This is a genomic window from Pseudomonas sp. 58 R 3 (assembly GCF_900006605.1).
Taxonomy (GTDB): domain Bacteria; phylum Pseudomonadota; class Gammaproteobacteria; order Pseudomonadales; family Pseudomonadaceae; genus Aquipseudomonas; species Aquipseudomonas salomonii.
The window spans coordinates 334,990-352,337 of sequence record NZ_CVTT01000038.1; the positions used below are offsets into that span (position 1 = coordinate 334,990).

The 17,348-nt window shown below is 59.3% G+C and carries 14 protein-coding genes; 6 read left to right on the forward strand and 8 right to left on the reverse strand.

Annotated features, from left to right (window positions below; genetic code table 11):
* Window positions 1–3: 3 nt before the first annotated feature.
* Complete coding sequence (locus BFP92_RS07300) at window positions 4–3,069, forward strand: efflux RND transporter permease subunit (protein ID WP_065928958.1); 3,066 nt, start codon at window positions 4–6, stop codon at window positions 3,067–3,069.
* Between the two features lie 103 nt (window positions 3,070–3,172).
* On the opposite strand, the gene BFP92_RS07305 is transcribed toward BFP92_RS07300, so the two are convergent.
* Entirely contained in the window at window positions 3,173–3,628 is a 456-nt protein-coding gene (locus BFP92_RS07305) for an Lrp/AsnC family transcriptional regulator (RefSeq protein ID WP_065928959.1), read from the reverse strand.
* Between the two features lie 166 nt (window positions 3,629–3,794).
* Between BFP92_RS07305 and BFP92_RS07310 the strand changes: the two genes are divergently transcribed.
* Genes BFP92_RS07310 through BFP92_RS07325 form a run of 4 tightly spaced genes read left to right on the forward strand, consistent with a single transcriptional unit; the run spans window position 3,795 to window position 7,213 of the window.
* Window positions 3,795–4,559, forward strand: coding sequence for a HalD/BesD family halogenase (locus BFP92_RS07310; RefSeq protein ID WP_065928960.1), 765 nt, complete (start codon window positions 3,795–3,797; stop codon window positions 4,557–4,559).
* Between the two features lie 44 nt (window positions 4,560–4,603).
* On the forward strand, window positions 4,604–5,920 hold the full coding sequence (locus BFP92_RS07315) for a serine hydroxymethyltransferase (RefSeq protein ID WP_239694242.1): 1,317 nt from the start codon (window positions 4,604–4,606) through the stop codon (window positions 5,918–5,920).
* 33 nt (window positions 5,921–5,953) lie between these two features.
* Window positions 5,954–6,571, forward strand: coding sequence for a LysE family translocator (locus tag BFP92_RS07320; RefSeq protein ID WP_083221713.1), 618 nt, complete (start codon window positions 5,954–5,956; stop codon window positions 6,569–6,571).
* A 48-nt stretch (window positions 6,572–6,619) separates the two neighbouring features.
* Window positions 6,620–7,213: a LysE family translocator gene (locus tag BFP92_RS07325; RefSeq protein WP_065928962.1), complete on the forward strand. Its 594-nt coding sequence runs from the start codon at window positions 6,620–6,622 to the stop codon at window positions 7,211–7,213.
* Window positions 7,214–7,715: 502 nt separating this feature from the next.
* On the opposite strand, the gene BFP92_RS07330 is transcribed toward BFP92_RS07325, so the two are convergent.
* Genes BFP92_RS07330 through plsB form a run of 3 tightly spaced genes read right to left on the reverse strand, consistent with a single transcriptional unit; the run spans window position 7,716 to window position 11,402 of the window.
* Window positions 7,716–8,405 carry a DUF4197 domain-containing protein gene (locus tag BFP92_RS07330; protein ID WP_065928963.1) on the reverse strand — a complete coding sequence of 230 codons (690 nt, stop codon included), beginning with the start codon at window positions 8,403–8,405 and terminating at the stop codon, window positions 7,716–7,718.
* 39 nt (window positions 8,406–8,444) lie between these two features.
* Window positions 8,445–8,846 carry a YbaY family lipoprotein gene (locus tag BFP92_RS07335; protein WP_065928964.1) on the reverse strand — a complete coding sequence of 134 codons (402 nt, stop codon included), beginning with the start codon at window positions 8,844–8,846 and terminating at the stop codon, window positions 8,445–8,447.
* Between the two features lie 51 nt (window positions 8,847–8,897).
* Window positions 8,898–11,402, reverse strand: coding sequence for a glycerol-3-phosphate 1-O-acyltransferase PlsB (plsB, locus tag BFP92_RS07340; RefSeq protein ID WP_065928965.1), 2,505 nt, complete (start codon window positions 11,400–11,402; stop codon window positions 8,898–8,900).
* Window positions 11,403–11,584: 182 nt separating this feature from the next.
* Between plsB and BFP92_RS07345 the strand changes: the two genes are divergently transcribed.
* Window positions 11,585–11,794 carry a cold-shock protein gene (locus tag BFP92_RS07345; protein ID WP_003219353.1) on the forward strand — a complete coding sequence of 70 codons (210 nt, stop codon included), beginning with the start codon at window positions 11,585–11,587 and terminating at the stop codon, window positions 11,792–11,794.
* 137 nt (window positions 11,795–11,931) lie between these two features.
* On the opposite strand, the gene BFP92_RS07350 is transcribed toward BFP92_RS07345, so the two are convergent.
* From BFP92_RS07350 to BFP92_RS07365, 4 genes are all read right to left on the reverse strand, one after another.
* A complete protein-coding gene (locus BFP92_RS07350; protein ID WP_056857549.1) occupies window positions 11,932–12,309 on the reverse strand; it encodes a hypothetical protein in 378 nt (125 codons plus the stop codon).
* Between the two features lie 54 nt (window positions 12,310–12,363).
* A complete protein-coding gene (locus BFP92_RS07355) occupies window positions 12,364–13,173 on the reverse strand; it encodes a putative RNA methyltransferase (protein ID WP_065928966.1) in 810 nt (269 codons plus the stop codon).
* On the reverse strand, window positions 13,173–14,324 hold the full coding sequence (gene dapE, locus BFP92_RS07360) for a succinyl-diaminopimelate desuccinylase (protein WP_056857547.1): 1,152 nt from the start codon (window positions 14,322–14,324) through the stop codon (window positions 13,173–13,175). The genes BFP92_RS07355 and dapE overlap by 1 nt, the downstream gene beginning before the upstream one ends.
* 247 nt (window positions 14,325–14,571) lie before the next feature.
* Complete coding sequence (locus tag BFP92_RS07365; RefSeq protein ID WP_065928967.1) at window positions 14,572–17,163, reverse strand: glycosyltransferase; 2,592 nt, start codon at window positions 17,161–17,163, stop codon at window positions 14,572–14,574.
* Window positions 17,164–17,348 lie beyond the last annotated feature (185 nt).

Sequence of the window (17,348 nt, forward strand, 5' to 3'; positions counted from 1 at the left end):
CCGATGGGTTTCAATCTTTCCGAATGGGCGTTGCGTAATCGCCAGATCGTACTGTTCCTGATGATCCTGCTGGCCGTGGTCGGCACCTTGTCCTACACCAAGCTGGGGCAAAGTGAAGACCCGCCGTTTACCTTCAAGGCCATGGTCATCAAGACGAACTGGCCGGGCGCCACGGCCCAGGAAGTCTCGCGACAGGTGACCGAACGCATCGAGAAAAAGCTGATGGAAACGGGCGAGTACGAGCGCATTGTCTCGTTCTCGCGGCCGGGTGAATCCCAGGTTACCTTCATAGCCCGCGATTCGATGCACTCGGCGCAAATCCCGGAGCTGTGGTACCAGGTGCGCAAGAAGATCAGCGATATTCGCCAGACCTTGCCGCCGGATATCCAGGGGCCGTTTTTCAACGATGAATTCGGCACCACCTTCGGCAATATCTACGCCCTGACCGGTGACGGTTTCGATTACGCGGTGCTCAAGGACTACGCCGACCGCATCCAGATTCAGTTGCAACGCGTGCCGGACGTGGGCAAGGTCGAGTTACTGGGCCTGCAGGACGAGAAGATCTGGATCGAGCTGTCCAACCTCAAGCTCGCCACCCTCGGCCTGCCATTGGCTGCGGTGCAGCAGGCACTGCAAGAACAGAACGCCGTCTCCACCGCCGGTTTCTTTGAAACGCCGACGGAACGCGTGCAGTTGCGGGTCTCGGGTAACTTCAAAACGGTCGATGAGATCCGCAACTTCCCGATTCGCGTCGGTGACCGCACCTTGCGCATCGGTGACGTGGCGCAAATCCATCGCGGTTTCAACGATCCACCGGCGCCGCGCATGCGCTACATGGGCGCAGACGCCATCGGCCTGGCCGTGGCGATGCGTGACGGCGGCGACATTCTGGTACTGGGCAAAGCGCTCGAAGGCGAATTCGCACGCCTGCAAAAGAACCTTCCGGCAGGCATGGAACTGCGCAAGGTCTCGGACCAACCGGCAGCGGTGAAAACCAGCGTCGGCGAATTCGTCCAGGTACTGGCTGAAGCCTTGGCCATCGTGCTGCTGGTGAGCTTCTTCTCCCTTGGCGTACGCACCGGCATGGTGGTGGCCCTGGCGATTCCGCTGGTGCTGGCGATGACCTTTGCGACCATGTATTACCTGGGCATCGGCCTGCACAAAATCTCCCTCGGTGCCTTGGTGTTGGCCCTGGGCTTGCTGGTGGACGATGCAATCATCGCCGTGGAGATGATGGCGATCAAAATGGAGCAGGGCTACGACCGGCTCAAGGCCGCCAGTTTTGCCTGGACCAGCACCGCGTTCCCGATGCTCACCGGCACATTGATCACCGCCGCAGGTTTCCTGCCGATTGCCACTGCGCAATCGAGCACCGGCGAATACACCCGTTCGATCTTCCAGGTGGTGACCATTGCCCTGCTGGCCTCGTGGGTCGCGGCGGTGGTGTTTGTGCCGTACCTGGGGGAAAAACTCCTGCCGGACCTGGCGAAGATTCATGCGGCCAAACACGGCACGGATGGGCCGGATCCCTACGGCACACCTTTCTATCAGCGTGTAAGACGCTTGGTCGAATGGTGTGTGCGTCGGCGCAAAACCGTGATCGTTTTGACCTTGCTGTTGTTTATCGGCTCGGTGGCGCTGTTCCGTTTTGTGCCTCAGCAGTTCTTCCCGGCCTCCGGTCGCCTGGAGTTGATGGTCGACCTGAAACTGGCTGAAGGTGCCTCGCTGAGCAACACCGCCGACCAGGTCAAACGCCTGGAAGCCTTGCTCAAGGAACATGCCGGTATCGACAACTATGTGGCCTATGTGGGCACCGGTTCGCCGCGCTTCTACCTGCCGCTGGACCAACAACTGCCGGCCGCCAGCTTTGCGCAGTTTGTGGTACTGGCCAAAACCATCGAGGAACGCGAGAGCCTGCGCACCTGGCTGATCGAGACCCTTAACGAACAATTCCCCGACCTGCGTTCACGCGTCACGCGCCTGGAAAACGGCCCGCCCGTGGGCTACCCGGTGCAGTTTCGCGTGACCGGCGAGCACATCGAAGAAGTCCGTGCCCTGGCGCGCAAGGTCGCGGCCAAGGTTCGTGAAAATACCCACGTGGTCAACGTGCACCTGGACTGGGAGGAGCCGAGCAAGATCGTCTACCTGAATATCGACCAGGACCGTGCCCGTGCGCTGGGCGTCAGCACTGCCAACCTGTCGAAATTCCTGCAAAGCTCCTTGACCGGCTCCACCGTCAGCCAGTACCGCGAGGACAACGAATTGATCGAGATCCTGCTGCGCGGCACCGTGCATGAGCGTACCGAACTGTCGCTGCTGCCGAGCCTGGCGGTGCCGACCGACAACGGCAAAAGCGTAGCGTTGTCGCAGATTGCGACCCTTGAGTATGGCTTTGAAGAAGGCATCATCTGGCACCGCAATCGCTTGCCGACGGTGACCGTGCGTGCCGATATCTACGGCAAGGAACAGCCGGCCACCCTGGTCCAGCAGATCCTGCCGACCCTGGAAGGTGTGCGCGCCGAACTGCCGGACGGTTACCTGCTCGAAGTGGGCGGCACCGTCGAGGATTCGGCCCGTGGCCAGAGCTCGGTCAAGGCCGGCGTGCCGCTGTTTATCGTGGTGGTGCTGACCTTGCTGATGCTGCAACTGCGCAGTTTCTCACGCACCGCGATGGTGTTTCTGACGGCGCCGCTGGGCTTGATCGGTGTGACCTTGTTCCTGCTGGTGTTCCGCCAGCCCTTCGGCTTCGTCGCCATGCTCGGCACCATCGCGCTGTCGGGCATGATCATGCGTAACTCGGTGATCCTGGTGGACCAGATCGAACAAGACATCAAGGCCGGGCTCACGCCCTGGCAAGCGATCATCGAAGCCACCGTCCGACGCTTTCGCCCGATTGTACTGACGGCGCTTGCGGCGGTATTGGCGATGATTCCACTGTCACGCAGCGTGTTCTTCGGGCCGATGGCGGTGGCAATCATGGGCGGGTTGATTGTGGCGACGGCGTTGACGTTATTGTTCTTGCCGGCACTGTATGCTGCGTGGTTTCGCATTAAGAAGGAGGCGCACTAGTTCATGACGGGAGACGAAGGCGTGTAGTTAGTGTTGGCGGGTGTGGGAAAAGCCTGAAATCCGATAACTGCTGTTTAAGCCTGAATGTCTCCCACTTGTTTGATTAGAGTGGGGGCAGTTTCTTCTCAACGGTTTTTATAATGGAGGTGTTGGTGTCGGCTAACGGCGTTATTTTTTGTAATGTCTGGTCAAGGTGGCTGACGGAGTGTGTGTACAGATGGCAGACGAAACTGTCTTCGCCGGTAATCTTGTAACAAACAATACACTCAGGCATTTCTGACAGTAACTGCTCCACGGTTTGAAAATTCCCCGTCAGCGGTTTTACCCGCACCAGAGCTTGAAGCGCAAACCCGAGAGCGTGTGCGTCCAACTCTACGCTGAACCCGCTTATAACCCCTGCCACCTCCAGGCGTTTGAGACGCTCGCTGCAACCTGGGGCAGATAACCCCACCTGCCGGCCAAGTGCGCGGATAGACGCCCGCGCATTCTGATGCAGGGCGATCAGCAGCGCGCGATCAATTGCATCGAGTGTCTGATCGTTTTTTGTAAGCCTTTTCATTAGATGGACCTTACGAACATTGATGAAATAGCGTGAAAATCTTACATACCACAGATCCCTGAAAAAAAGGATGGATTTTTCGAAAACTCCTACCTATTGTTTTGTCTGCAGTCAGACGCAGTACTGTAGTGCTATTTCAACTTGATCTATTCGTCGAGGGATTGAAATGAACCACGTACTTGATGAGGCACGCTTGCAAGAGCACCATAATAATAATTTTTCTGAGCAGCGATTGTTTTCGCAACGTCATGAATTTGCCCGAGATGGGTTTATAAAGTTGCGCGATATCGTCGATGATACGGTGCGTGAAGAGATTGCCGCTGAAGTAAAAAATTTGATCGAGCGCCAGCTTGAACGGCGTGACCTTCACTTGGCAACTACCGATAATACACCGCGTTATATGAGTGTTGTGCGCAGCGAATTCATTGCTGAAAACAGTCCTCTCATTAATGCGCTGTCGAAGTCCGATGTGTTGCTTGGCACCCTGTCACAGATAGCCGGAACACGCATTGTCCCGTCCGTCTCCAAGGACGAGGAATACCTGATCACCCAGCAGGAGCGCAAAGGCGACACCCATGGATGGCACTGGGGGGATTACAGCTTTGCACTGATCTGGATTATCGAAACGCCCCCTGTCGCCAAGGGCGGGATGTTGCAGTGCGTGCCCCATACCTCGTGGGACAAGGCCAACCCGAGGATTCACGAGCTGCTGTGCAGTAACCCGATTGCGACTTACGGTTTCAAGACCGGGGATATTTATTTCCTGCGCACCGATACCACCCTGCATCGCACTATCCCACTCAATGAAGATGCCACCCGGATCATCCTCAATATGACGTGGGCGGCTGAAAAAGACCTCAGCGCAAACCTGCACGGCAATGATCGCTGGTGGGAAGACCAGCATGTTGAGGCGGCCAAAAGCCTGACGTAAAACGCCTGTGGCTGGTTGTCACGCGAACAGATGGGATGAAGGTCATGCATGATATTGAATGCCTCCAGCGCGCCAATGCCCTGCTCAAGCAGGCGCAATCACACTCGGCCATGGCCGATCTGGTCCGGGCGGCGGTGGGCCGCAATGAGCAATGGCGTGGGCAGCAGTGCATCAATCTCGTGGCCGCTGAGTCGCCCACCAGCCCGTCGGTGCGTGCGTTACTGGCCAGTGAGGTGGGGACGCGCGCATCGGGTGGGCATATCGGACGTGACAACCGGTTTTTCTCCGGGATGAAGAACATCGACGAGCTGGAATCGCTCTGCGTGGAATTGCTTAAAATCACGCTGCATGCCCGGTACGCCGATCATCGTTTGATGGGTGGTCTGGCGGGTGTAATGGCTGCGTACACAGCGCTGGCTCGTCTTGAAGACAACGTGATGACGGTGCCGGTGATCCGCGGTGGAGATACCAGTAACCGCACCAACGGGCCGCCTGGGGTTCGCGGACTCAAGGTGTGGGACATTCCGTTTGTGCACAAAACTGCAGACATCGACCTCACACGCTTCAGTGAAATCGCTCAGACCCTCAAACCTGCTGTGATTGGGTTGGGCATGACACTGACCTTGTTTCCGTTACCGTTGGCGGACATAAAAGGCATCGTTTCATCCTGGGAGGGCAAGGTCTATTTCGACGCCGCCCACCAATTGGGCTTGATCAGTGCCGGCTTGTTCCAGGACCCATTGGCTGAGGGCGCCGACCTCATGACCGGGTCTTCCGGGAAGACGTTCAGTGGCCCTCAGGGCGGCGTCATTGTCTGGAACGATGCAACACTGACAGCGCCGCTGCATGAGGCGATTTTCCCTACGCTGACCGGTAGCCATCAAATCAACCGTGTGGCTGCGCTCGCGGTGGCGGCTACGGAAATGCTCGAGTTCGGGCGAACCTATATGAAACAGGTGGTCAGTAACGCCCAGGCGTTGGCCATGCACCTGGAGCTTCGGGGGGTGACGGCCTTCTATCGAGAACAGGGTTACACCCGAACCCATCAGATTGTGATTGATTCAAAGCCCTTCGCCTGCGGCCGTGAGGCAGTACAGCGCCTGGAGGCCGCCAACATCATTACCAACGAAATGCCGTTGCCTTGGGACACCGACCCTTATCGAGAAACAGGCATTCGGCTCGGTACTGTCGAGGCTACCCGCCTGGGCATGAAGGAGCCGGAAATGGCCTGGATCGCCGAGCAGATTGCCAGGGTGCTCCTGCATAAAGAGGACCCGATGGGCGTTGCCAATGGTGTGATTGATTTCATGAAAAACCACAGGACAATCTATTACTGCCACGAAAATGGGCTACCCGGTTGAGCCATCCTGAACGTAGTCACAGAGGAAAAGTGCATGCCTGACATCCTGATTTCCGTTTACCAGGCGATATTCACCTTTACCCTCGCAGCTATCGCCTTACTTGCCAGCCCCGGCCCCGCCACCCTGGCGCTGGCAGCCAGCGGCGCGGCGTATGGCATGCAACGCTCGTTTGAGTTTTTTGTCGGGGTCACCCTGGGTTTAGTTATTGCCATGGCGTTGGTTGCTTCGGGTTTATACGTCGTCTTGCACAGCTTTCCCGGGTTGGCGGTGGCACTGACGGTCATCTCTATTGTTTATATTTTTTGGTTGGCTTACCGCATTGGCACGGCACCGCCCATTCAGGATGAGCAAGCCGTGGTCACGCCGGGCTGGGGTGCCGGTTTTGTGCTGGGGGTTGCGAATATCAAAGCGTATGCCGCGTTTGCAGCGTTACTGGGCAGTTTCACCTTGGGGACGACGCCGGGCTGGGAGCAGGGTACAAAAGCGTTTATTTGTTTATTGGTTTGCGTGGTATTCGATTTTTTGTGGCTTTTTGCAGGCAGCCGGATGCGCAAGTTGTTCATCCATCCCGTTTGGAGTCGACGACTTAACGTAAGCTTCGCGATTTTGATGGTAGCGACTGTCGCCTGGTCATTCACGCTGACGTGGTAGCGCTATCGGTGGGAGGGCCCGTGATCATTCCAACCGAGGAAAACCTTCATGTTTGGGACCGTTTCTGCACTGGTGTTGTTACTGGTCGTGCCTGGGCCGACAAACACGCTGCTGTTACGCGCGGGTGTGCTGTTTGGGTTTGCCGCTTCGTGGCGTATGGCATTGATTGAATGCCTGGCTTATCTGCTGCAAGTCTCTGTCTGGGGCGTGGTGCTGTTTTATCTCTCGGCCTGGTCACCGTGGGCGGTGAAAGCCACTCAAATGGCGGCGGCCTGCTATCTGCTCAAATTGTCATTCACGCTGTGGCAACGCCACACCAGCAGTGTCGACTCACAGCACGATCGGTTATCCGGCGTGCATTTTTTCTGGCTCACGGTGATGAACCCCAAGGGCCTGCTGATTGTTTCGTTTATCGCGCCGCTCGGCACCTTCACTTCGCTGCCAGGCTATGTCGGGTTCATGACCCTGCTGGCGTTGGTGGTGATACCGGTAGGCGCTGTCTGGATCGTACTGGGCAGCCGTTTTGAAGGCGTTCAGAAAGCCTGGTTAACCCCCTTGAAGATCAACCGCATCGCCTCCGTGGCCATTGGTTGTTTTGCCACGATCATGATGGGGCGATTGGCAGGGGCGGTGATTCACTGATTCACATGCTGATTGAAACAGGCGTGTGCGCCTGTGGAACGTTTGTGTTTTTTCCCTCCACTCAGAATTGCCTGATGGACAGGCACAGGTTTGGACTTCCCTGATGCGGCAGTCCGGCCTATTCAATGAGTTTATGGAGATATACATGGCTTTTTTTGATGCTGTAATTGCTCTCAAAGGTGCGCTGCTCGGAGCCCTGCTGGGCAATAACGTACCGCGCAATGATTTTGGAAACGGGTATCGGTCAGGGCACGCAACAAACGATCACCCCCATCTCCATCGTCCTCAAACAGTTCGGCCACATGCGGGCAATACCTATCCCTGCCAGACGAATCCTGGCGAGCCGCATACGCAGCAACCCAGGATCTGCGAGCAGCCTTCACCCTACCGGCCTACGTATCCGCTTTATACTTTGAGTCGTTAAGCGGCCTGGCCAGAAACAACTGCGCCAAGGCCCGTGGTAAGCGGCCTTGGCGCAGTGGATCCAGCATGTTTGAGCGGCTTACAGCGCGCCAAACACCTTCTTCGCCAGGCTGGTGGCCGCGGCTGCCGGGTTTTTGCGAATGGTTTCTTCCTGCTGCGCGATCATCTTGAACAAGCCGTCCAGCGCCTGTTCGGTCACGTAGTTTTCAACGTTGGCACTTTTGGCATCCACTGCACCGAATGCTGCCGCCTTGCCGGCCAGAGCGTTGTACTGCTGAGCAACCCCAACCTTGTCGGTAGCCGCCTTGACGATCGGCAGGAACTTGGCGCGGATCTGCTCGCGGCTGCTTTTATTCAGGTACTGCGTCGCTGAGTCCTGGCCGCCGCTGAGAATGCCCTTGGCGTCGGTCACGCTCATGTTTTTAACCGCATTGACCAGGATCGGTTGCGCCTGGGTCACCGCCGTTTCGGCGGCCTTGTTCATGCTGGTTTCCAGCTGCGTGACCTGGTCACCCATGCCGAACATCTTCAGCTTGTCGGCGACTTTGCCCAGCTTGCCTGGCAAGCCGATCTTTACTTCGGGGTTGTTGCTGAAACCACCGGGCGTGCCCAGTTGCTTCACGGCGATCTGAGCGCCTTGGGTCAAGGCGTCCTTGAGACCGCCGGAGGCGTCGCCCTGGGACAGGCTGCCAAGGTCCAGGGCCATGGCGTTGGCACCGAGCAGCAAGCCGGCACACAGGGCGGTGAGGCGAAGAGAGTGACGGAGCATGAGCGCTTCCTTAGGTTCGGGCTTATGGTCTGGAAAAGGTCAGTGTGCAACAGCATCAACGCGCAGGCGCAGGGGTTGTTGGTCCTTGCCGTCGAGCCGCACCGCGTGGCGTTCGGTGGTAATAAACAGTAGCTTGCCGTCCAGCTCGATGCGAGCACTTACCGAGTAAGTGTGGCCGGGCTTGACCTGCGCCGGGTCGTAGCTCAGGTGAAACGGCAGCGGCACCTGGCCTTTGACCGGGCCTTTCTGTTCGGCCAAGGTCACCGCCGGCGCGTCCATCAGCGACACGTCCTGCAGGCTGACGCTCAAAGTGGCAGTGGGCGGCAGGGCGATGCGTTGCAGGTAGAACACTTCGCCGTCGAGGCTGGCCTTGGGGGCTGGAGTCATGGATTGGCAGGCTCCGAGCAGGGCGGTAAGGCCCAGGAGGATGATCTTTTTCATGGTACGGCTCCTTTTCAACGGCGCCGGAAACAGCCCGGCGCCTCAGTCAATCTAGCGGCTTTCTGCCGGTTCCACAGGCACTTCAGCGGCGCCGTCGACGCGATGCAAGGCCACCTGGCGAATCGACAGGCGAATCTCGGCAGGCAACACGCGTTTGGCCGCGCCTTCCGCCAGTTCACCCAGCAGGTCGTGGTAACTCAATTTCCCGGCCTCGTCGCGACGCAGCACATCTTGTTCCAGCAATGTCTGGATAAAATGTCGGAAAAGACTCTTGTCGAAGAACTCCGGCGCGTTCAGGCCATGCAGGATCGACAGGCGCTGGGCCATGATCGTGCACAGGTCTTCCAGCTCTTCGGCGCTGATGCTGTTCTGGCCGCTGTTAAGCAGCAGCGAGATCGCCATGTAGAAGCGTTGCAGGGTCTGGGCGATGCTCTTGGACAACAGCGTCAGCAGCACAAAGTGCCGCGAACTCGGGGCCGGGCGCAGGTACACGTTGTTTTCAAAACGCAGCAGGCCTTGTTCGACAAAGGCTTCCAGCCATTGGTCGACTACCGCGTCCAACTCCTCCAGCGACCAGCGAATAAACAGCTCCGATTGCAGGTACGGGTAAAGCGCGCGAGTAAAGCGCAGGATCTGCTCGCGGCTCATGCGTGAGCTGCTCTGGAAGAAGCTCGCCAGCAGCGCCGGCAGGGCGAAAATGTGCAGCACGTTGTTGCGGTAATAAGTCATCAGGACGGCATTCTGCTCATCCAGATACACAATCTTGCCCAAGGCGTCACTCTGCTCCGAGAGCAGGTTCATGTCCTTGACGTGCTTGATCAGCGCCAGGCCATCACCCTCAGGCAACGTGGTGTGCGGTGAGTAGGGCACGCGGCGCAGCAGTGCCAGGTACAGGTCCAGCTGGCGGGCCATGGCCTGTTCATCCAGGGCCAGGCGCGTGGTGGAAAGCAGGGCCAGGGCTACCAGGTTCACCGGGTTGACGGCTGCGGCTTCGTTGAGGTGGCGTGCCACCTGCTCGCCGAGGCGGTTGGTGGTTTCGTTGAGCCACGCCGGTTTGTAGTTCGGGCCCAGCTCCTGGGCACGCCAGTCCGGCTGCTCGGCGTCGAGGAACTCGGCCAGCTTGATCGGCTCGCCGAAGTTGACCGCGACCTGGCCAAAGCGCTGCTTGAGCGCGCCGACCACTTTGAAAATATCGAAGATCGATTCTTTCTTCTTGCTCGCCCCGCGCAACTCGCCCAGGTAAGTACGGCCTTCGAGCACGCGTTCATAGCCGATATACACCGGCACGAACACGATTGGCATGCGTGAGGAGCGCAAGAAGCTGCGCAGTGTGATCGCCAGCATCCCGGTTTTCGGTTGCAGCATGCGCCCGGTGCGCGAGCGCCCGCCTTCGACGAAGTACTCCACCGGGAAGCCCTTGGTGAACAGGGTGTGCAGGTATTCGTTGAACACCGAGGTGTACAGCGGGTTGCCCTTGAAGGTGCGGCGCATGAAAAACGCACCGCCACGGCGCAGCAGGCTGCCGATCACCGGCATGTTCAGGTTGATGCCGGCGGCAATGTGCGGCGGGGTCAGGCCGTTTTTGAACAGCAGGTATGAGAGCAGCAGGTAGTCGATATGGCTGCGGTGGCAAGGCACGTAGATCACCTCGTAACCCTGGGCAACCTTTTGCACACCTTCGATATTGTTGACCTTGATGCCGTCGTAGATCTTGTTCCAGAACCAGCTCAATACCACTTCCAGAAAGCGAATGGCGGTGTAGGTGTAGTCCGACGCGATCTCGTTGCCGTAGCGCAGGGCCTGGGCCTTGGCTTTTTCCGGGGTGATTTTTTCGCGTTCGGCCTCATCCGCAATCGCCTGGCGCACCAGCGGCATGTTGACCAGGCCTTTGACCAGGTTACGGCGGTGTGACAGGTCGGGGCCGATGACCGCAGTCTTCAGGTTACGAAAGTGCACGCGCAAGATGCGCTGGGCCATGCGCACGGTGCGTTCGTGGCCTTTATTGTGCTCGATCAATTCACGCAGGTTGATAGGCGCGGAGAATTGCACACGGGTCTTGCGACCCAGGATCAGGATGCTCAGCAAGCGGCGCAGGCGGCCGGTGACCGCCCAGCTGTCGGCAAACAGCAGTTTCCATGGGCTGGACTCGCTTTCGGGCGACTGCCCCCAGAACACGCTGACCGGAATGATTTGTGCATTCTCTTCGGCGTGCTCGGTCAGGGTGTTGACCAGGCGGGTCAGGGTCGGCGGCGCGCCGCGCTTGTCCTGGCGGCCGAGCCAGTCGGGTTCCGGCGTGAGGTAGAAAAACGCCGCCGGTTCCATCAGCGGGCCCACCGATACCGGCAGCACCGGGCGCGGCAGGCCGGCCTTGGTGCATTCCTTGTCGACCACCGCCAATTCGGTGAGAGAAGGCGATTGCAGCACGTAAAACACCGGCCGGCTGCGGTCCAGGTTAAGGGTTAGGGACGACTGATTGATCGTCTCCGAGCGAACCCAGAGGTACAACAGTCGGCGCAAGGTGCCAAACACCAGACGGCGGAACGGGGAGCGGGTCATAGGCGTGCTGCTTGAAGTGGAAAAAACCGAGCAGGTGCTCGGGCGGGTAGTGTGCCGTATTCGCCGAAAATCGGCAAAAAAGCAGCGATGTAAACTTGAGTTGATCGTTTTTGAGCCTGTCTTATACTCGGCAGTTCAATGCGAGCGACTCAACAATAAAAATGCATGTGGGAGTAAGACAGATGGCAACGCGTGAAACCGGCAATGTGAAGTGGTTCAACGATGCAAAGGGCTATGGCTTTATCCAGCGTGAAGACGGCAAGGATGTGTTTGTGCACTACCGCGCCATTCGCGGTGAGGGCCACCGCTCATTGGCGGAGGGGCAGCAGGTGGAATACGCCGTGGTAACCGGCGAGAAGGGCTTGCAGGCTGAGGATGTGGTGGGCCTGTAACACCCTTGTCCTGCCAACCCAGTCAACTGTGGGAGCTGGCTTGCCCGCGATGCAGACACCTCGGTCTATCAGTCGGACCGCGGTGATGCTATCGCAGGCAAGCCAGCTCCCACATTGATTGGGTTTTCCGGTTTGGATCAGGCAGTTTTCCAGGTGATCTGCTCTTCACCGTCGGCACTGATGCGAATCCAGGTATCAGCGCTTTCCTCACCTTCCTCCTCAACCCAGGTACCCGGCGCGCAGCGCACTTCGACGTTCAGCGCGGCAAAGGCGGCGCGGGCGCAGGCGATGTCGTCGTCCCACGGCGTCTGGTCGCTTTCCAGGTACAGGCTGTTCCACTTGCCGACGGCTTTTGGCAGCCAGGTGACCGGCACAGTGCCGGCCTTGCACTTGTAGGTCTGGCCTTTCTGGACCCAGTCGGTGCACGGGCCGAGGGCAGTGCCCAGCCAGGCGGCGATGGCCTTGTAATCGACCTCGGCGTCTTTCAGGTAAATCTCGATATCAGGTTGGCGCATGGATGTTCCTCGTTGCGGGATTCGAAAATCCATTCGCGGATACTTAAAAGTCGGTTATTGAAGCACGAAATAATCGTAGCGCATCGATACGGTGACCAGCAGCGGTTCGGCGGCCTCGATCACTTCAGCACGGCGCTCGGCACTCGCACGCCAGCCATGGGGCGTCATCGCCAGCAGGTTGGCGCGGTCCCGGGGCTCGATCAGGCTCAGGGTGAACTCCAGCGTTTCACTGTGCGCCAGGCTCATGCCTTCGGGTACCAACGCCAAATGCTTGTCGTCGGTGTATTCACGCACTTCGTCGTACAGGCGCTCGCGCAGTTCCATCAGGTGGCCGGCGGTTGGGCCGACCTTCATCAAACCGCCGCCGGGGCTGAGCAGGCGCTTGGCTTCGTCCCAGTCCAAAGGGCTGAACACGCTGGCGAGAAATTGGCAACTGCCCGACGCCAGCGGCACGCGGGCCATGCTGGCGATCAACCAGGTCAGCGCCGGGTTGCGTTTGCACGCGCGTTTCACCGCTTCCTTGGAGATATCCAGCGCATAGCCGTCAGCGTGGGGCAGGGCGTCGGCGATTTGCGCGGTGTAGTAACCCTCGCCACATCCGATGTCCACCCAGCGCTGCGGCGCGCGCTCGGCGGCCAGTTCGGCCAGGCGCTTGGCCACTGGCGCATAGTGCCCGGCATTGAGAAAGTCGCGGCGTGCCTCGACCATGGCGAGGTTGTCACCTGGGTCGCGGCTGTTCTTGTGCTGCACCGGCAACAGGTTCAGGTAACCCTGGCGCGCACGGTCGAAACGGTGCCCGGCCGGGCACGCCACGCCGTTATCCACCGCGTTGAGCGGTGCGCTGCAAAGGGGGCAGGCGAGCATCAGGCGAGCAACTTGATCAGGGTTTGGTAGTAGATTTCGGTCAGCACATCGAGGTCGCTGGCCAGGATGCGTTCGTTGACCTGATGGATCGTCGCGTTGACCGGCCCCAACTCCACGACCTGAGTACCGAGGGTGGCAATGAAGCGCCCATCGGACGTGCCGCCGCTGGTGGACGCCTTGGTCTCGCGGCCGGTAATCGCCTTGATGCTGGCCGAAACAGCATCCAGTAACGCGCCCGGCTCGGTGAGGAATGGCAGGCCCGACAAGGCCCATTCAACGTGCCAGTCCAGGCCGTGTTTATCCAGAATCGCTGCAACGCGCTGTTGCAGGCCCTCGACGGTGGATTCGGTGGAGAACCGGAAGTTGAACACTGCCGTCAGGTCGCCCGGAATCACGTTGGTGGCGCCGGTACCGGAATTGAGGTTGGAAATCTGGAAGCTGGTTGGCGGGAAGAAGGTGTTGCCATCGTCCCAGTGCTCGGCCGCCAGTTCCGCCAGCGCCGGCGCGGCCAGGTGGATCGGGTTTTTCGCCAGGTGCGGGTACGCCACGTGGCCCTGTACGCCGCGCACGGTCAGGGTGGCACCGAGGGAACCGCGACGACCATTTTTGACCACATCGCCCACCAGCGTAGTGCTCGACGGTTCGCCGACGATGCACCAGTCCAGACGCTCCTTGCGGGCCGCCAGGCGCTCGATGACCGCTTTGGTGCCGTGGTGCGCCGGGCCTTCTTCATCGCTGGTGATCAGAAAAGCCACCGAACCCTTGTGGTCCGGGTAGTCGGTCACAAAACGCTCCGAGGCCACCAGCATTGCCGCCAGGCTGCCTTTCATGTCCGCCGCGCCACGCCCGCAGAGCATGCCGTGTTCGTCGATCAACGCGTCGAACGGGTCGTTCTGCCACGCCTGCACCGGGCCGGTTGGCACCACGTCGGTGTGACCGGCAAAGCACAGTACCGGCCCTTCGTGTTTGCCATGGGTGGCCCAGAAGTTGTCAACGTCTTCGATACGCATCGGCTCAAGCGCAAAACCGGCGTCGCCCAGGCGCTGCATCATCAGCTTCTGGCAGTCGGCATCGATCGGCGTCACCGAGGGGCGACGGATCAAGTCGATGGCAAGTTGAAGGGTCGGCGAAAGGTCGGCATGGGCCGTCATGGGGAAACTCCGGGAAGCGTGTAAGGGGCGCAGGACGAATGTGCTGAAACGGCGCAGATCCAATGTGGGAGCGGGCTTGCTCGCGAATGCGGTGTGTCAGTCAATACATCAGGAACTGACCCTGCGCTTTCGCGAGCAAGCCCGCTCCCACATAAAGCAATCGGTGCTTGCCTGATCCAACAAAACGGCCGTTATCTTATAGCAAAACGGCGGCCAGAGGCCGCCGTTTAGTGCATTGCGCAAGTTTTTACTCTGCGGTTGCCGGCTCAACCTTAGGTGCAGGTTTTGGCAGCGACGACAGGAACGCCATGATCAGCGCCGCCACATACGGCAGTGATTGCACCAGCAGCATCACCACCCAGAAGCGCATGTCATTGCTCGGCAGGCCCTGCACCAGGTAAATCCCCAGTGCGGCGCCCCACAACAGCAACATGATGAACATCTCTTCGCGGGCTTCGGAAATTGCGACCCAGAAGCCGTGGTTATCGGCGTTTTTCGGTGTGCGAAAGAACGGAATACTGGTGGTGAAGAAGCCATACAGCACCGCCTTGGCGATGGTGTGCGACAACGCCAGCCCGGCCAGTGCCGCGCAGAACGCATCTTTCAAGTTCACACCCACCGCACGGCGGTAGAGGAAGATGATCTTGCCGACCTTGAACACAAACAACGCCAACGGCGGGATCGCGAAAATCAGCAGCGGCGGGTCAACACGGGTCGGCACGATGATCATCGCCGCCGACCACAACAGGGCGCCGACGGTGAAGAAGATGTTCATGCCATCCGCCACCCACGGCAACCAGCCCGCGAGGAAGTGGTAACGCTGGCCACGGGTCAGCTCGGTGCCTTTGCCGCGCAACAGGCTGGCGGTGTGGCGCTTGATGATCTGGATCGCGCCGTAGGCCCAGCGGAAACGCTGCTTCTTGAAGTCGATAAAGGTATCCGGCATCAAGCCCTTGCCGTAGCTGTCGTGGTAATACGCCGCCGACAGGCCTTTTTCGAATACCCGCAGGCCGAGTTCGGCGTCTTCACAGATGCACCAGTCGGCCCAGCCGAGTTCCTCGAGCACCGAGCGACGGGTCATGGTCATGGTGCCGTGCTGGATGATCGCGTCACGGTCGTTGCGGGTGACCATGCCGATATGGAAAAAGCCCTTGTATTCGGCGTAGCAGAGCTTCTTGAAGGTGCTTTCGTTCTGGTCGCGGTAGTCCTGCGGCGACTGCACCACAGCGATTTTCGGGTCGGCGAAGTGCGGCACCATGTGCTTGAGCCAGTTGGGCGACACGCAGTAGTCCGAGTCGATCACCGCGATCACTTCGGCATCCTTGGCGGTGTGCGGAATCAGGTAGTTCAGCGCGCCGCCCTTGAAACCGGCCAGGGGCGAGACGTGGAAGAACTTGAAGCGCGGGCCGAGGGTTTCGCAGTAGTCGCGCACCGGCTCCCAGACGGCCGGGTCCTTGGTGTTGTTATCGATGATCAGGACTTCGAAGTCCGGGTAATCGAGGGCGGCCAGGGCGTCGAGGGTCTGTTTGACCATCTCCGGCGGCTCGTTGTAGCACGGCACATGGATCGAGACTTTCGGGCGGTAGTGCGAATCGCCTTCCACCGGCAGGAATTCACGCCGGCGCTTGTGGGTCCACACCGCTTCCGCCAGTTCGTGGGCTTCGGTGAGCAACACGATAAACACGCCCAGCGCACCGAGGGCCAGCAAGATGCCCACCGTCACACTGAACCAGGTGCTGTATTGCTGGCTGTAGTCGTAGCCGATCCACACCAATACCGAACCACAGAGGAACGCGATAAAGGTCAGGAAGGTGCGGCCACGCTGGCGCAGGGCCGAGCCGTCAATCATCAGCAGGGTCAGCGACAGCAGTGCCAGCACCACCGAGCCGATGGCCAGCACGCGCCATTGCGGAATGGCGACGACCGGGCCTTCAAAGTTGAATTTCTGCTGGCGCGCGGCGTTATAAACACCCCAATAAGCGCCGGCCGAACCTTCGTCACTGACTTTCCAAGGCTGGTCGAAAGCCTCGATCACGAAATAGTTGTAACCCTGGCGGTTGAGCTTGTTGACCAGCGTACGCAGGTAAATCGCCTGGTCGGCCGGCGAGCTTTCATTGCCACCGCGCATACGGCCGTTGCTCGGCCAGCCCACTTCCGAGAGCAGCAGCGGCTTTTTCGGGAACAGCTTTTTCAGGTCGCGGGCACGGTCGAGGACGTACTGGCCGGCCTTGTCCATGGGGATGAACTCCCAGAACGGCAGGATGTGCGCGGCGATCAGATCGACGTGCTTGGCCAGTTGCGGGTTCTTTTCCCAGATGTGCCATTGCTCGGAGGTGGTCACCGGCACTTTCACGGCGGCGCGCACCCGGTCCAGCAGCACGATCAGCGCCTCTGGGGTGATTTCTTCGCGGAACAATGCCTCGTTACCGACCACCACGCGCACAACGCTGCGCGAGGTGTTGGCGATCTCGATGGCGCGCTGGATTTCACGCTCGTTGCGTTCCAGGTCCGGGCTGATCCAGATCCCCAGGGTCACGCGCAGGCCGAACTCTTCGGCCAGTTTGGGGATATCGCCCAACGTGCCGTCCACCGAGTAAGTACGGATGTTGTCCGTCAACTTGCTCATAATCGCCAGGTCCTGGCGCATCTGATCGTCAGTGGGGTACTGGTCTTTCTGCGGGAACTGGCCTTGTTGGAACGGCGAGTAGGAGAACCCGGAGATCTGTTCAGGCCAGTTAGGGGTGGTGACCGGGCGGTTGATCAGCGCCCAGAAGCCGGTAAACAGCGCGGCAATTGCCAGCACTACCACCAGGTTGAGTCCAAATTTACGCGATGACATGGCTATTTCGGGTTCCAAAGGGTGTGGAACGAAAAGAGGTGTCGGCCTACGCCGAACGGCGCGCATCCTACACCGGCCTTCAACTGAGCGTACAGCAGACAGAGAAAAGCCGGACGTTAGTCAGCGAAAGACCCTCTAAGTTCTTTACTTGTAGCTGGAAGCTTCGAACTTGTCGCTGCGTAGTC

Excerpts from the sequence above, each read along its gene's own strand:
- BFP92_RS07320 (WP_083221713.1), top strand. The coding sequence starts at position 5,954 with ATGCCTGACATCCTGATTTCCGTTTACCAGGCGATATTCACCTTTACC.
- plsB (WP_065928965.1), bottom strand. The coding sequence starts at position 11,402 with ATGACCCGCTCCCCGTTCCGCCGTCTGGTGTTTGGCACCTTGCGCCGA.
- BFP92_RS07310 (WP_065928960.1), top strand. The coding sequence starts at position 3,795 with ATGAACCACGTACTTGATGAGGCACGCTTGCAAGAGCACCATAATAAT.
- BFP92_RS07315 (WP_239694242.1), top strand. The coding sequence starts at position 4,604 with ATGCATGATATTGAATGCCTCCAGCGCGCCAATGCCCTGCTCAAGCAG.
- BFP92_RS07365 (WP_065928967.1), bottom strand. The coding sequence starts at position 17,163 with ATGTCATCGCGTAAATTTGGACTCAACCTGGTGGTAGTGCTGGCAATT.
- BFP92_RS07325 (WP_065928962.1), top strand. The coding sequence starts at position 6,620 with ATGTTTGGGACCGTTTCTGCACTGGTGTTGTTACTGGTCGTGCCTGGG.
- dapE (WP_056857547.1), bottom strand. The coding sequence starts at position 14,324 with ATGACGGCCCATGCCGACCTTTCGCCGACCCTTCAACTTGCCATCGAC.
- BFP92_RS07335 (WP_065928964.1), bottom strand. The coding sequence starts at position 8,846 with ATGAAAAAGATCATCCTCCTGGGCCTTACCGCCCTGCTCGGAGCCTGC.
- BFP92_RS07300 (WP_065928958.1), top strand. The coding sequence starts at position 4 with ATGGGTTTCAATCTTTCCGAATGGGCGTTGCGTAATCGCCAGATCGTA.
- BFP92_RS07330 (WP_065928963.1), bottom strand. The coding sequence starts at position 8,405 with ATGCTCCGTCACTCTCTTCGCCTCACCGCCCTGTGTGCCGGCTTGCTG.
- BFP92_RS07350 (WP_056857549.1), bottom strand. The coding sequence starts at position 12,309 with ATGCGCCAACCTGATATCGAGATTTACCTGAAAGACGCCGAGGTCGAT.
- BFP92_RS07355 (WP_065928966.1), bottom strand. The coding sequence starts at position 13,173 with ATGCTCGCCTGCCCCCTTTGCAGCGCACCGCTCAACGCGGTGGATAAC.
- BFP92_RS07345 (WP_003219353.1), top strand. The coding sequence starts at position 11,585 with ATGGCAACGCGTGAAACCGGCAATGTGAAGTGGTTCAACGATGCAAAG.
- BFP92_RS07305 (WP_065928959.1), bottom strand. The coding sequence starts at position 3,628 with ATGAAAAGGCTTACAAAAAACGATCAGACACTCGATGCAATTGATCGC.